At 38.9% G+C, this 14,397-nt stretch carries 13 protein-coding genes; all 13 read left to right on the top strand.

The annotated features are described in order from the left end of the window. The first annotated feature begins 96 nt into the window (after window positions 1–96). The 13 genes from AC1Q6O_RS19915 to AC1Q6O_RS19855 all read left to right on the top strand — a co-directional run bounded on the left by AC1Q6O_RS19915 (window position 97) and on the right by AC1Q6O_RS19855 (window position 14,359). Entirely contained in the window at window positions 97–1,236 is a 1,140-nt protein-coding gene (locus AC1Q6O_RS19915) for a CamS family sex pheromone protein (protein WP_089986794.1), read from the top strand. A gap of 234 nt (window positions 1,237–1,470) precedes the next feature. After that, window positions 1,471–1,758, top strand: a complete 288-nt coding sequence (gatC, locus tag AC1Q6O_RS19910; RefSeq protein ID WP_008173651.1) for an Asp-tRNA(Asn)/Glu-tRNA(Gln) amidotransferase subunit GatC — start codon at window positions 1,471–1,473, stop codon at window positions 1,756–1,758. Window positions 1,759–1,782: 24 nt separating this feature from the next. Continuing rightward, window positions 1,783–3,246, top strand: coding sequence for an Asp-tRNA(Asn)/Glu-tRNA(Gln) amidotransferase subunit GatA (gatA, locus tag AC1Q6O_RS19905; RefSeq protein WP_090002989.1), 1,464 nt, complete (start codon window positions 1,783–1,785; stop codon window positions 3,244–3,246). A 1-nt stretch (window position 3,247) separates the two neighbouring features. After that, the gene (gatB, locus tag AC1Q6O_RS19900; RefSeq protein WP_008173646.1) at window positions 3,248–4,675 is read left to right on the top strand and encodes an Asp-tRNA(Asn)/Glu-tRNA(Gln) amidotransferase subunit GatB; all 1,428 of its coding nucleotides are present in this window, start codon (window positions 3,248–3,250) and stop codon (window positions 4,673–4,675) included. A 160-nt stretch (window positions 4,676–4,835) separates the two neighbouring features. Further along, window positions 4,836–5,399, top strand: coding sequence for a thioredoxin family protein (locus AC1Q6O_RS19895; RefSeq protein ID WP_090002987.1), 564 nt, complete (start codon window positions 4,836–4,838; stop codon window positions 5,397–5,399). A gap of 72 nt (window positions 5,400–5,471) precedes the next feature. Next, entirely contained in the window at window positions 5,472–6,386 is a 915-nt protein-coding gene (locus AC1Q6O_RS19890; RefSeq protein WP_036120668.1) for a diacylglycerol kinase, read from the top strand. Window positions 6,387–6,817: 431 nt separating this feature from the next. Continuing rightward, the gene (locus AC1Q6O_RS19885; RefSeq protein WP_089986797.1) at window positions 6,818–8,164 is read left to right on the top strand and encodes a cytochrome ubiquinol oxidase subunit I; all 1,347 of its coding nucleotides are present in this window, start codon (window positions 6,818–6,820) and stop codon (window positions 8,162–8,164) included. Further along, the gene (locus AC1Q6O_RS19880; RefSeq protein WP_090002986.1) at window positions 8,161–9,186 is read left to right on the top strand and encodes a cytochrome d ubiquinol oxidase subunit II; all 1,026 of its coding nucleotides are present in this window, start codon (window positions 8,161–8,163) and stop codon (window positions 9,184–9,186) included. Before AC1Q6O_RS19885 ends, AC1Q6O_RS19880 begins: the two co-directional genes overlap by 4 nt. Window positions 9,187–9,200: 14 nt before the next feature. After that, complete coding sequence (cydS, locus tag AC1Q6O_RS19875) at window positions 9,201–9,323, top strand: cytochrome bd oxidase small subunit CydS family protein (protein ID WP_012292033.1); 123 nt, start codon at window positions 9,201–9,203, stop codon at window positions 9,321–9,323. 109 nt (window positions 9,324–9,432) lie between these two features. Further along, window positions 9,433–10,797, top strand: coding sequence for a 23S rRNA (uracil(1939)-C(5))-methyltransferase RlmD (rlmD, locus tag AC1Q6O_RS19870; protein WP_090002998.1), 1,365 nt, complete (start codon window positions 9,433–9,435; stop codon window positions 10,795–10,797). 113 nt (window positions 10,798–10,910) lie between these two features. Further along, window positions 10,911–11,879: a tRNA dihydrouridine synthase gene (locus tag AC1Q6O_RS19865; protein WP_107922552.1), complete on the top strand. Its 969-nt coding sequence runs from the start codon at window positions 10,911–10,913 to the stop codon at window positions 11,877–11,879. A gap of 207 nt (window positions 11,880–12,086) precedes the next feature. Then, entirely contained in the window at window positions 12,087–13,730 is a 1,644-nt protein-coding gene (locus AC1Q6O_RS19860) for a glycerol-3-phosphate dehydrogenase/oxidase (protein WP_492402036.1), read from the top strand. Between the two features lie 71 nt (window positions 13,731–13,801). After that, window positions 13,802–14,359: a glycerol-3-phosphate responsive antiterminator gene (locus tag AC1Q6O_RS19855; protein WP_016992235.1), complete on the top strand. Its 558-nt coding sequence runs from the start codon at window positions 13,802–13,804 to the stop codon at window positions 14,357–14,359. The last annotated feature ends 38 nt before the right edge of the window (window positions 14,360–14,397 follow it).

Here is a 14,397-nt window from a genome sequence, read left to right as displayed (position 1 = left end):
ATGACATACCCTCAAGAAAGGTATGAATTACGCTAATGAATATTATCAGTGATTCGTCGAACCAAATTGATTATGAGTAAAGGAGCACTAAATAAAATGAAGTCTTTTCGACTCATTCCAGCACTTGTAGCAGCTGCAATGTTAGTCGGCTGTGTACCTTCTAATGAAGGGGGAACAGAGCTTACGCAGGAAACACAACAAGATGAAAAAACTGAAACAACTATTATCCCCAGCATACAAATTGATGAATCTTATTATAAGACACTTATTCCTTATAAAGAGAGTGCCAGTAGAGGTCTAGTTGTATCTAATATTTATACGAAATATGATATGAAGGAAGTAGAAGCAGGTTTAATGCGTCTCTCTCACCATGAGTTTGACACTGAAAACTATTACTTTCAAGAGGGTCAATATTTAGCTGAAAGTACAGTCAGCTCTTGGCTGGCTCGAAGCTCTCAGACAGAAGATGGATTAAATCCACCGATAACTGATACAATGACACCCGAAGAGCGAGCAAAAAAGGCACCTATTTACTTATCTCATATTGTTGAGCAAAATTACTTAACAAAAACTAAAGATAATAAAGTAAAATTAGGTGGAATTTCAATAGGACTTGCGCTTAATTCTATTTATTATTATCAAAAAGAACAGTATGGCGAATATTACGAGGAACCAATATCAGAGTCTGAGCTTGTTGAACAAGGCAAAAAAATGGCTGCTGAGATCGTTTCACGTTTACGTACAGGTGATGAGCTAAAGGATATTCCAATTGTAGTTGGCTTGTTTAAGCAACAAGCCCGCAATCAGATTATTCCCGGCGCCTATTTCAGCTATGGTGTAGCAAAAGCTGGACAGAACAACATTGCTGATTGGGAAGGGATAGATGAAAATTATGTATTATTCCCAACAGATGATTCGCAGGATGTTTATCGAGACGTGAGTAAAAACTTCAAAATCTTTAAGCAAGATGTTGATAAATATTTCTCAAATTATACAAGTGTTATTGGTACAGGTTTCTATCGCAATAAAGAAATCCAAAAACTGACGATCGAAATTCCTATTCAATTTTTCGGTAAAGCAGAAATCATTGGATTTACACAATATTTGACAGGTATTCTAATCAATCGATTTAATAATATTCATGTTGAGGTGAGTATTACTTCTGTCAATGGTCCGGAGGCATTAATCAATAAAAAGGCCAATGATACGGATCCTTATGTACATGTCTATGAATAATATAGTCAGCCTTTGTGCTGACTATTTTTTTATGTAGATAGAGATACTTAAAGGAAAACAACTGGTATAGATTAACAACACTTCGTTATAGTAGTGAAAGTTTCTATATTTTTGGTGAAAGTTGTGATTTTTAATAGGAAAAATGTTATGATTATTGGCATGGTTAAAACTTTATCCAACCCTATTGTTATCAATAAAAACAATAAATGGAGCAAGTATTCGGAGGTGTAAAAAATGGCTAAATTAACAAAAGAAGAAGTAAAGCACGTGGCAAATTTAGCACGTCTTGCAATTACTGAAGAGGAAGCTGAGAAGTTTGCTGAACAGCTTGGTAAAATTACTGACTTTGCAGAGCAATTAAACGAACTAGATACAGCGAATGTTGAACCTACAACGCATGTTTTACCATTAGTCAATGTAATGCGAGAAGATGTTGCAGTAAAAGGTCTAGACCGTGAAGTAATGATGTTAAACGTAAAAGAACAAGAAGATGGTCAAGTAAAAGTACCAGCTATCATGTAATACTAAAACATAGGAGGATTCCTCATGACGTTATTTGAACGTTCAGCTAAGGAGTTACAAGCGGAAATTAAAGCAGGTAACTTATCTATCGCTGACTTAACGAAAGAAGCATACGAGCGCATTGCAAAGCTTGATGGCGATGTACAAGCATTCCTTGCTTCAAACGAAGAAAAAGCAACTGTACAAGCTGCTGAAATGGATAAGGTACCATTTGAAGAGCGTGGACCGCTATTTGGTCTTCCGATCGGTGTGAAAGACAATATCGTAACAGAAGGCTTAGAAACAACTTGTGCCTCAAAAATTTTGGAAGGCTTTATGCCAATTTATGATGCAACTGTTGTCAACAAGCTACGTGAAGCTGGTATGATTACAGTCGGAAAACTAAACATGGACGAGTTTGCAATGGGTTCATCTAATGAAAACTCATACTACAAAACAACAAAAAATCCATGGAATTTAAATCATGTGCCAGGAGGATCTTCAGGTGCATCTGCAGCTTCAGTAGCAGCAGGAGAAGTTCCATTCTCTCTTGGTTCCGATACAGGTGGTTCAATCCGTCAACCAGCAGCTTACTGTGGAGTTGTAGGGATGAAACCTACATATGGTCGTGTGTCTCGTTTTGGTCTAGTGGCATTCGCCTCTTCTTTAGATCAAATTGGACCAATTACACGCAATGTTGAAGATAATGCGTTATTACTTGAGGCTATTGCGGGCTTAGATCCAAATGATTCTACTTCGGCTGACGTAGAGGTGCCAAACTATGCTGCAGCTCTTACTGGTGATATTAAAGGCTTACGTATCGCTGTACCAAAGGAATTCCTTGGTGAGGGTGTTGGCGAAGCAGCACGTCAATCAGTGCTTGAGGCATTAGAGGTATTAAAAGGCTTAGGTGCGACTGTAGAAGAAGTATCACTTCCTCATTCGAAATATGCGCTTGCAGCGTACTACATCCTTTCTTCATCTGAAGCGTCTTCTAACTTATCTCGTTTCGATGGTATCCGTTATGGTTTCCGTGCAGACAACGTGACAAATTTAATGGACCTTTATAAAGAAACACGTGCACAAGGTTTTGGGGATGAAGTAAAACGTCGTATCATGCTTGGAACTTATTCATTAAGCGCAGGTACGTATGATGCGTATTACAAAAAAGCACAACAAGCACGTACACTGATCAAAGCAGACTATGACAAAGTATTTGAAGACTTCGATGTCATCATTGGACCTACATCACCAACACCAGCTTTCAAAATTGGTGAAAATGTGGATGATCCGATGACAATGTATGCAAATGATATTTTAACAATTCCGATGAACCTAGCGGGTGTACCTGCTATTTCCATTCCATGTGGTTTGGACAACGGACTACCACTTGGTTTACAAATAATTGGTAAATACTTCGATGAAGCTACTATTTACCGTGTAGCTCATGCTTTTGAACAAGCAACGGAGTTCCATAAACAAGTTCCTCAAATGTGGGAGGGAAAATAACATGAACTTTGAAACAGTCATTGGTTTAGAAGTACACGTTGAGTTAAAAACAAACTCAAAAATCTTCTCACCAGCACCTGCTCACTTTGGTGCTGAACCAAATACAAATACAACAGTAATCGATTTAGGCTATCCTGGTGTCCTACCAGTTCTTAATAAAAATGTGGTAGATTTCGCTATGCGTGCAGCTCTTGCATTAAATATGGAAATCGAACAAGAAACAAAATTTGACCGTAAAAACTACTTCTACCCTGATAATCCGAAAGCTTATCAAATTTCACAATTTGATAAGCCAATCGGTAAAAACGGCTGGATTGATATTGAAGTAGATGGCTATACAAAGCGTATCGGTATTACTCGTCTTCATATGGAAGAAGATGCGGGTAAACTTTCACATGCTGGAGATCACTCACTAGTGGACTTTAACCGTCAAGGTACTCCGCTTGTTGAAATCGTATCTGAGCCAGATATTCGTACGCCAAATGAAGCGTATGCTTACTTAGAAAAATTAAAATCAATTATCCAATATACAGATGTGTCTGACTGTAAAATGGAAGAAGGATCACTTCGTTGTGATGCCAACATCTCTATTCGTCCTTATGGTCAAGAAGAGTTTGGTACAAAAACAGAGCTTAAAAACCTGAACTCCTTCAACTATGTTCGTCGTGGTTTAGAGCATGAGGAATTACGTCAAGCAGATGTATTATTATCAGGTGGGGTTATTGACCAAGAAACTCGTCGTTTCGATGAAAAAACGGGTAAAACTATTCTAATGCGTGTGAAGGAAGGAACAGATGATTACCGTTACTTCCCAGAGCCAGACTTAGTTCGTCTTTCTATTGATGACGCATGGCTAGAGCGAGTAAAATCAGAAATTCCTGAGCTTCCAGATGCTCGTAAAAAACGTTATGTTGAAGAGCTAGGATTAACACCGTATGATGCAGGAGTTCTTGTTATTTCTAAGGAAATTTCTGACTTCTTCGAGTCCATGATCGTCAACGGTGCAGATGCAAAACTTTCTGCTAACTGGTTGATGGGGGATGTTTCTGCTTATTTAAACGCAGAACAAAAAGACTTAAAGGATACGGCATTAACACCTGAAAACCTTGCTGAAATGGTGAAATTAATCACAAATGGTACTATTTCTTCTAAGATCGGTAAAAAAGTGTTTGCTGAATTAGTTGAAAATGGCGGTTCTGCACAAGAAATTGTAAAAGCTAAAGGCTTAGTTCAAATTTCTGATGAAGGTGCTTTACTAGCCATTGTTACAGAAGTTTTAGATAACAATGCACAGTCTATCGAAGATTTCAAAAATGGTAAGGATCGTGCTATTGGCTTCTTAGTTGGTCAAATTATGAAAGCTACTAAAGGTCAAGCGAATCCACCAATGGTCAATAAATTATTGCAACAAGAAATTGCCAAACGATAATTAATCGTTGTAACATAGTAGCCGAGAGAGCTTAATCGCTTTCTTGGCTATTATTTTTCATAAATGTAACAAAATTGAAATTTGTAACACTTAATAGTTGTTTAAAAGGAGTATTCATAGCAAAATATAGAATAGATAATTATAAGGGGGACGAGAACCAATGAAAACAGAACAACAATATTTTAATGAAGCTATTTCGATTCAACAATATATGGACAATATGACGACTCTTAAAGAAGAGAGCTTCCGCATTTATGACGACTTTGCAGTGCCAACAAACGATGGCTTTATTGAATTATTAAAAGACAAGCAACCAAAAATTTTAACGATTACGGAAGATTGGTGCGGAGATGCTATGTTAAACAATCCAATCGTTCGTCGTGTTGCTGAAGCAGCTGGATTGGACATGCGTACAGTGTTCCGTGATGCTGATACAGATCTAATTGATCGTTATTTAACAAATGGAGGCCGTGCTATTCCAATTTACTTGCTATTAGATAGCACTGGTGAGGTGATTGGAAAATGGGGTCCACGTGCACCTGAATTACAAGAGCTTGTTGTAACGAAGCGCGCAAGCTTACCAGATAAAGAAGATCCAACATTTGAAGAGGCTCAAAAGGCCCTTTATGCGGAGATTCGTGAGGAAAATATAACGAACCAAGTATATTGGACGTATGTCTATGAAGACTTTAAAAAACAGGTGACAAACGCGTTACAAAAGTAACAAACGTAATGCAACATTTTAGCGAGTAAATCGTTGAATGAAATAGAATCTTATGAAGCAGGAAGGTATGTTATGAAACGAGCAAGAATCATTTATAATCCTACATCTGGACGCGAAGCGTTTAAGAAGCATCTACCAGAGGTGTTGGAAAAATTAGAAGTAGCAGGCTATGAAACATCCTGTCACGCAACAACCGGTGAAGGCGATGCAACACTTGCAGCAAAAGATGCAGTAGACCGTGGCTTTGATATAATCATCGCAGTTGGTGGAGATGGCACTTTAAATGAAGTTGTTTCAGGTGTAAGTCCATTTGAAAACCGTCCAAAAGTTGGTCTAATTCCAATGGGCACTACAAATGATTTTGCCCGTGCCGTGCATATCCCGCGAAATATTGATGAAGCGGTAGACATTATTATACAAGGCGATACATTGCCAGTGGATGTCGGTCTATTAAATGGCGAACGCTATTTCATCAACATTGCTGCTGGCGGACGGATTACGGAGCTAACATATGAAGTACCAAGTAAAATGAAAACAATGCTTGGGCAGTTAGCCTACTATTTAAAAGCAGTGGAAATGATTCCATCCATCAAAGCCTCCCATATGCGTATAGAATATGATGGGGAAGTGTTTGACGGGGATGCCATGATGTTCTTATGTGGTTTAACCAACTCTGTAGGAGGCTTTGAAAAACTTGCACCAGATGCAAGTATCAATGATGGATTCTTTACATTATTAGTGTTAAAGAAGGTTAGCCTACCTGAGTTTATTCAACTAGCGGCTATGGCATTAAGAGGCGAACATTTAAATGATGACCGTGTCATTTACAAAAAAGCGAGTGTTGTCAAAGTCACTACTGAAAACGAAGTACATCTTAATCTAGATGGTGAATATGGCGGAGACGCTCCAGCTACCTTTGAAAATTTAAAGCGTCATATCGAAATTTTTGTCCCTCTTGCTGATATTCGCGAAGAGGACCGTATATAATATATGAAAAGCTCATCTTCGTTTTAGCGAGGATGAGCTTTTTTGTATAAAGGAATCAGCATACTCTTGAAGAACACCAAAACGACTAAAAAGATAATAGACTAAAGCAAATAGCCCGCAGCGAAAAATTAAATATGTAGTAAGTCCAACCTTTAGAATTAGGGATTGTGAATGAATTAAGAAAAATGTTTGGCAAATGTGCGTATATTACATGAACAAATTTTGAAACCTTATTAATAGGCTGAAATTTCGGTCCATTATAAAGGTTTTTTTCGTTGTAATAGTGGAAAATGGGGTATGGATAAAGGAAAGGAAGTGTTGCTTTTGTATAAGTCACAGGAGAAGAAGCTTATTTGGCTAAGCTTTGGTGTTGCAATCATTATGCTACTTTCCATTCTTGGAAGAATATTTGGGAGCTAGGGGGCAATGAGATGATAAACGAATCAGCAGTCTATTGGAGTCGTGCATTAACTGAGTTAACTTTATCGTTCCACATCATTTATGCAACGATAGGAGTTGGTGTCCCGTTAATGATTATGATTGCTCAATGGACTGGGTATAAAAAGAATGATGAGCATTATATTTTAATGGCAAGACGTTGGGCACGTGGCTTCGTCATTACGGTTGCAGTGGGTGTTGTGACTGGAACTGCAATTGGCTTACAACTATCATTATTATGGCCCAACTTTATGCAACTAGCTGGTCAAACCATTGCATTACCACTTTTTTTGGAAACGTTTGCATTTTTCTTTGAAGCTATATTTTTGGGCATTTATTTATATACTTGGGACCGCTTCGATAGTCAGAAAAAGCATATGCTATTGTTAATTCCAGTTGCAGTAGGTGCATCGATGTCGGCTGTATTTATTACAATCGTGAATGCCTTTATGAATGCCCCGAGAGGTTTCGATATTGTCGACGGGAACCTTGTTAATATTCAACCCTTCTTAGCGATGTTTAACCCTGCTATGCCTACAAAGGTGGCGCATGTACTAGTAACAGCGTATATGACATCTGCATTTGTTCTAGCCGCTATAGCAGGATACCGAATGCTTAAAGGATCGAAACATGTATACCATAAAAAAGCATTACTGTTACTGATGAAAATTGGTTTAATTTTCTCCATTGCAGCAGCTGTGATTGGAGATTTCTCAGGAAAATACTTAGCGGAATATCAACCAGAAAAATTAGCTGCAGCGGAATGGCATTTTGAAACGGAAGGAAAGGCTTCTCTTGTTTTATTTGGCGTGCTAGATGGAGAAGAAGTGAAATATGCCATCAAAATTCCGTATGCTTTAAGCATTCTTGCACATTTTAATCCTAATGCAGAGGTAATTGGATTAGATCAATTCGAGGAAGAGGATCTACCACCACTCTATATTCATTATCTTTTTGATATTATGGTCTCCATAGGTATGTTTATGGTGCTAGTTTCATTACTGTATGTTGTAGGGAAAGCACGGGGCTGGCAGTTTATTCATTCACGCTGGTATCGATGGATCATTGTGGCGGGGGGGCCACTTTCTATCATTGCTATTGAAGCGGGCTGGTGGCTTGCTGAGGTTGGACGTCAACCATGGATTCTTTATGGCTTGATGCGAACTCCAGAAGGGGCCACAACGAGTGATCATGTGGATTTAATGCTGTTGTTGTTTGCAGGTGTATATGCAGTTTTAGCGGTAGGAAGCATTGTCGTCTTGGTGCGAATGTTTAAAAAGAATCCCATTGAGCGTGAGATTGAAGATCGCCACTCTGAAAAAGGCGGTGACATCCTATGACATTAGAGATTCTTGGTATTTCAGTATTGTGGATTTTCCTATTTGGCTATGTCATTGTCGCATCGATTGATTTCGGTGCAGGTTTCTTTAACGCCTATAGCCTACTGATTGGGAAGAATCATATTTTAACGAATATTATTAAACGATATTTATCGCCTGTTTGGGAAGTAACCAATGTCTTTTTGGTATTCTTCTTTGTAGGGATCGTAGGATTTTTCCCGCAAACTGCTTTTTACTATGGAACCATTTTACTTATACCAGTCAGCATTTCCCTTGTACTATTAGCCATTCGGGGTTCCTATTATGCCTTTGAATCGTATGGTACAAGAGGACATATTGGTTACACGCTGACCTATGGTGTAGCAGGTTTATTAATTCCTGCATCGTTGTCTGTTGTCTTTGCTATTGCTGGTGGAGGGTATGTGGATCTCGTTAACGGGCAGCCTGTTTTAAACTATTGGACTTTATATACGAGTCCATTTGCTTGGAGCATTGTGGTACTGAGTATTGCCGCTGTACTTTACATTTCCGCAGTATTCTTAACTTGGTATGCTCATAAAGCGAATGACATTGAAGCTACGAAGCTAATGAGAAAATATGCACTTTTATGGGCAGCTCCTTTGATGATCAGCGCATTAGGCATTATGTATGAGATGAAGTCCATTAATCCTGAAAGTTATAGTCACATGGTGAATTTATGGTGGATGTTTGCAATATCAGCCATATTATTTATAATTACAGTGTTCCTCATTGCAATGCGTAAAAAATATGGGCTTGCAGTTGCACTTCTGATTGCACAATTTGCGGTAGCATTTTTCGCTTATGGTATTGCGCAATACCCATATTTACTGTATCCATATTTAACGATTTATGATGGCTTCACAAGTACACAAATGGCAATTGCTTTAATCATTGCCTTTATTTTAGGACTGTGTCTCCTACTTCCATCACTTTATTTATTGATGAAATTATTCTTATTCAATAAAAACTATGTGACCGGAAAAGAAGACAATCACGCATAGGAGGAAATTAGTATATGCAAAGTTTTTTAATTTTTTATGCGCCTTTTATTGTCGTCATTCTTGGAATCTTGTGTGCATTTTGGTGGGCACCAAGGGATTATCATATAACAAAAGAGCAAGGAAAGAGTCGCGAATAGCGGCTCTTTTTTCAAGTTAGTTAGAAGAACCGCATAACGGGCAGGTCTTGTTCTTTTTTCATTCGCCAACACATGCTACAATAAGGAGATTGAAATGGAGGATGTACGAATGTCAGCACCCGTGAAAAAGAATGAACGACTTTCAGTTTATATAGAAGACTTAACACATGATGGCAATGGTGTCGCTAAGGTGGATGGCTATCCATTATTTATACAAGGCGCACTTCCGAACGAAACAGCCGAAATCCATGTGATGAAAACTTTAAAAAATTATGGCTTTGCAAAAGTTGTAGATATTATTAAGCCATCACCCGATCGAGTAAAAGCTCCATGCGATTACTTTACACAATGCGGTGGCTGTCAATTACAGCATTTATCCTATGAGGGCCAGCTCAAATGGAAAGAAAATATGGTGCGCAATGTGATGCAACGCATTGGTAAAATTGATGCACCTGTTCTGCCTGTAAAAGGAATGAAAGAGCCTTGGCATTATCGAAATAAGGCGCAAATTCCTTTCTCTGAAAATGAAGCAGGACAAGCTATTGCTGGTTTCTATAAAACAAAGACGCATAGCATTGTGGATATGGAGCGTTGCTTGATCCAAACAGGAGAAGCAGATGCAATTTTAGCAGGCTTGAAAAAAGAATTAGTAGCGATAGGCATGCGCCCATACAATGAACTTTCCCACGAGGGCATGTTGCGCCATGTTGTCATTCGTAAAGCACGGGCAACAGGTGAGGTCATGGTTGTCCTCGTGACGAAAAAGAAAAAATTACAACAAAAAGAAGCAGCCATTGCAGTAATTCAAAAGCTTGTTCCGAACGTCACTTCAATTATGCAAAATGTGAATCATGAGAAAACGAATGTGATTTTTGGTGATGACACACTGAACCTTTGGGGCAAGGACGTCATTATTGATACAATTGGCGACGTACGCTTTGAAATTTCCGCTCGCTCCTTCTATCAGGTCAACCCAGAGCAAACTGAAGTACTTTATAAACAAGCACTTGATTATGCTAACTTGCAAGGGGATGAACGAGTGATTGATGCTTATTGTGGAATTGGAACAATCTCCTTGTTCCTTGCACAAAAGGCAAAGGCAGTCATGGGGGTTGAAATTGTCCCACAAGCGATAGAAGATGCCAAACGTAACGCGGTCCTAAATGGTTTTACAAATACTTATTTTGAGGCCGGCCCAGCTGAGGAAGTTATACCAAGATGGTATAAGGAAGGAAAGGAAGCAGACGTACTGGTAGTTGATCCACCACGTAAAGGCTGTGATGAAGCACTTTTAAAAACCATTTTAGAGCAACGACCAAAACGAGTGGTCTATGTCTCCTGCAACCCAGCCACACTAGCACGCGACCTTCGTATTTTGGAGGATGGCGGCTACCAAACACAAAAGATTCAACCAGTAGATATGTTCCCGCATTCCACGCATTGTGAAGCGGTTGCGTGGCTAGAGTTGGTATAATAGAAAAGCAGTTGATATAGAAAAACTCTATACCATCTGCTTTTTATAATGTTTCATACAGTTGTTTTTGAGTTAAAGTGAGTTATACAGATAGTGAGAGGATTTGGAATTACATGATAGATAATTTTTGGCGTGATTTGCCGCGTCCATTTTTTGTACTGGCTCCGATGGAAGATGTCACAGATGTTGTTTTCCGTCAAGTAGTCAGTAAAGCCGGAAGACCGGACGTATTTTTCACAGAGTTTACAAATTCGGATAGCTATTGTCATCCAGAGGGACAGAAAAGTGTGCGTGGGCGTTTGATTTTTACGGAAGATGAGCAGCCGATGGTGGCACATATTTGGGGGGATAATCCTGAGTATTTCCGTCAAATGAGTATTGGCATGGCAGAGCTAGGTTTTAAAGGTATCGATATTAATATGGGCTGTCCTGTGCCAAATGTGGCATCGAGAGGGAAAGGTAGTGGCCTTATTCTACGTCCAGATGTGGCGGCAGAATTGATTCAAGCTGCAAAGGCGAGTGGACTGCCTGTCAGTGTGAAAACACGACTTGGCTATAAGGATGTAGAGGAATGGGAGGAATGGTTAACGCATATTTTCAAACAAGATATTGCGAACCTGTCGATTCATTTACGAACAAGAAAGGAAATGAGCCAAGTTGATGCACATTGGGAGCTCATTCCAGAAATCAAAAAATTACGCGATCGTATCGCACCTAATACGCTACTTACGATCAATGGAGACATCCCTGACCGACAAACGGGGCTAGAGCTTGCCGAAAAATATGGGATTGATGGCGTAATGATTGGACGAGGTATTTTTAAAAATCCCTTTGCTTTTGAAAAAGAACCAAAGGAGCATAGCAGTAAAGAGTATCTCGACCTTTTAAGACTTCAGCTGAATCTTCAAGATCAATATGAGGAAGTACTCCCACGCTCCATCACAGGGCTTCATCGCTTTTTCAAAATATATGTCAAGGGATTCCGAGGTGCCGGTGAGTTAAGAAGCCAATTGATGAACACGAAATCAACAGATGAAGTGCGTGCATTGCTTGATCGCTTTGAAGCAAATCATATTGAGTAACAAAGAATCCTACTTCATTAGGGTGAGGTAAGCAGTATCCTGTCACTAAACAGAAACTTGCCTTTTTGGAATGTGCATATTACAATAAAAAGTAAGTTAATAGCAGGTTTGAGTAACTGAGAGACCATTGAAAACATATGTGCCTAGCGTACATATGCTTTTGATGGTCTTTTTTTATCGTTAAAATGATGAGGGAGGAAATAAATTATGAGTACAGCTTCTGCGTTACAACGACAACAAACAATAGAGGAACTTCAAGATAGGGAGTACGATTTATTAGTAATTGGTGGCGGTATTACAGGTTGTGGTATTGCACTGGATGCTATTGCTCGCGGTCTTTCTGTAGCATTAGTGGAAATGCAGGATTTTGCAGCAGGAACTTCTAGCCGTTCCACAAAATTGGTACATGGCGGTTTACGATATTTAAAGCAATTTGAAATAAAAGAGGTAGCAGAGTTAGGGAAGGAACGTGCCATTGTTTATGAAAATGGTCCACATGTGACAACACCTGTTTGGATGTTATTACCTTTTCATAAGGGAGGGACATTTGGAAAATACTCTACAAATCTCGGCTTGCGTGTCTATGATTTTTTAGCGGGCGTCAAACGTGCAGAACGCCGTTATATGTTAAGTACAGGTCAAACCATTGAGAAGGAGCCATTAGTGAAAACAAAGGGATTACTTGGCGGTGGTATGTATGTAGAGTATCGTACTGATGATGCTCGTTTAACCATTGAAGTAGCAAAGGCAGCCATTGATAGAGGGGCAACATTATTGAATTATATAAAAGCCGAAAACTTTTTATATAATGAACAGCAAAAAATAAGTGGTATTGTTGCGACGGATTTATTAACAAATCATGCAATCGAAATTCGTGCAAAGGCTGTCGTTAATGCTGCTGGTCCATGGGTGGACGATGTGCGCACAATTGAAGGGAAGCAAGCAGGGAAGCATTTAATTTTATCGAAAGGTGTGCATATTGTTTTTGATGAATCCAAATTCCCATTAAAACAAGCTGTTTATTTTGATACACCCGATGGTCGCATGGTATTTGCAATCCCTCGACAAGGAAAAACATATGTAGGGACAACAGATACATTTTATGAGGGTGATGCTCGCAATATGGATATTTATCAAGAGGATCGCGATTATATAATGAACGCTATTCGTTATATGTTCCCAAATGTGAAGGTGACCGATGCGGATATTGAATCAAGTTGGGCAGGCGTTCGTCCATTGATTCATGAAGACGGAAAAAATCCATCTGAAATTTCTCGTAAGGATGAAGTGTGGATTTCGCCATCGGGGCTTGTAACAATTGCAGGTGGAAAATTAACCGGCTATCGTAAAATGGCTGAAACGGTATTAAATACGATTGCACAAGAGCTAGAGCAACAGTTTGGTATTAAATCTTCTCCATGTACAACAAAAAATATTCCGATTTCTGGTGGCTATATTGGCGGCTCAAGTAAATTTTATGCCTTCTTATATGACCATACAAGAGTAGGCAAGAAAATAGGCTTATCTGAGGAAGAGGCCAAATTTTTAACACAGCATTATGGTAGCAATGTAGAAATTGTTTTTAATTATGTAAAGGAAGGACACCCTATTTTACCATCATGGCTATATGCGCAATTGATGTATGGTATTCATCATGAAATGGTCGTTCATCCAAATGATTTTATGGTTCGCCGGACAGGGTATATGTTCTTTCAAATGGCAATTGTTCAACAATATGAAGAGGCAATTCTGGATGAAATGGCTAAGCAACTCAACTGGACAGCACAGCAACGGACACAATATGAAGAAGATGTAAAGAAAGAAATAAAACGAGCGACAACTGCGCTATAATGATGTAGTTACTCTCAACATAATATAAGGGTGAGCGTTCACATTGTATTATAAGGGAAGGAGAGAATGGAATGCATTTTGATAATCAACAGGTGATTCCTGCTGCGCGTACCGTCAAGCAATTTGACGAGATAATAGCAAGTCCATTCGATTATATCGTGCTATTGGAGGTACACATTAGCTTATTGATGTCTTTAAAGCGTGAGGCACATCGACATGGGAAGAAATTAATTATTCATGCGGATTTAATTCATGGTTTAAAAACAGATAATTTTGCAGCGGACTTTTTATGTAATGATATTCGTCCAGCTGGCATTATTTCAACGCGTTCCAATATGCTAATGAAAGCCAAAGCGCGTGGAATTATGGCTATTCAACGTGTGTTTTTAATTGATACGATTGCTCTTGAAAAAAGTTATTCGATGATTGAAACAGCGCAGCCTGATTATATTGAGCTATTACCTGGCATTATTCCGTCGATGATTCAGGAAATCCATGAACGTACTCAAATCCCTGTTATTACAGGTGGCTTAGTACGTACAGTGGACAATATTGAAGAAGCATTAGCTGGTGGTGCTATCGCTGTTACAACATCTAATAGGCAATTATGGGAAAATTTCAAAAAATAGTTGACTCTGTATGTTTTTTTCTCTAAAATGGACATAAG

Source organism: Lysinibacillus sp. GW823-FHT06C08 (genome assembly GCF_058795135.1).
The sequence above is the reverse complement of the archived record's forward strand: the minus strand, read 5'-3'. Positions and strand labels throughout refer to the sequence as shown.

What these genes read in the sequence shown, in the direction of transcription:
- AC1Q6O_RS19915 (WP_089986794.1), top strand. Translation starts at nt 97, where the DNA reads ATGAAGTCTTTTCGACTCATTCCAGCACTTGTAGCAGCTGCAATGTTA.
- gatC (WP_008173651.1), top strand. Translation starts at nt 1,471, where the DNA reads ATGGCTAAATTAACAAAAGAAGAAGTAAAGCACGTGGCAAATTTAGCA.
- gatA (WP_090002989.1), top strand. Translation starts at nt 1,783, where the DNA reads ATGACGTTATTTGAACGTTCAGCTAAGGAGTTACAAGCGGAAATTAAA.
- gatB (WP_008173646.1), top strand. Translation starts at nt 3,248, where the DNA reads ATGAACTTTGAAACAGTCATTGGTTTAGAAGTACACGTTGAGTTAAAA.
- AC1Q6O_RS19895 (WP_090002987.1), top strand. Translation starts at nt 4,836, where the DNA reads ATGAAAACAGAACAACAATATTTTAATGAAGCTATTTCGATTCAACAA.
- AC1Q6O_RS19890 (WP_036120668.1), top strand. Translation starts at nt 5,472, where the DNA reads ATGAAACGAGCAAGAATCATTTATAATCCTACATCTGGACGCGAAGCG.
- AC1Q6O_RS19885 (WP_089986797.1), top strand. Translation starts at nt 6,818, where the DNA reads ATGATAAACGAATCAGCAGTCTATTGGAGTCGTGCATTAACTGAGTTA.
- AC1Q6O_RS19880 (WP_090002986.1), top strand. Translation starts at nt 8,161, where the DNA reads ATGACATTAGAGATTCTTGGTATTTCAGTATTGTGGATTTTCCTATTT.
- cydS (WP_012292033.1), top strand. Translation starts at nt 9,201, where the DNA reads ATGCAAAGTTTTTTAATTTTTTATGCGCCTTTTATTGTCGTCATTCTT.
- rlmD (WP_090002998.1), top strand. Translation starts at nt 9,433, where the DNA reads ATGTCAGCACCCGTGAAAAAGAATGAACGACTTTCAGTTTATATAGAA.
- AC1Q6O_RS19865 (WP_107922552.1), top strand. Translation starts at nt 10,911, where the DNA reads ATGATAGATAATTTTTGGCGTGATTTGCCGCGTCCATTTTTTGTACTG.
- AC1Q6O_RS19860 (WP_492402036.1), top strand. Translation starts at nt 12,087, where the DNA reads ATGAGTACAGCTTCTGCGTTACAACGACAACAAACAATAGAGGAACTT.
- AC1Q6O_RS19855 (WP_016992235.1), top strand. Translation starts at nt 13,802, where the DNA reads ATGCATTTTGATAATCAACAGGTGATTCCTGCTGCGCGTACCGTCAAG.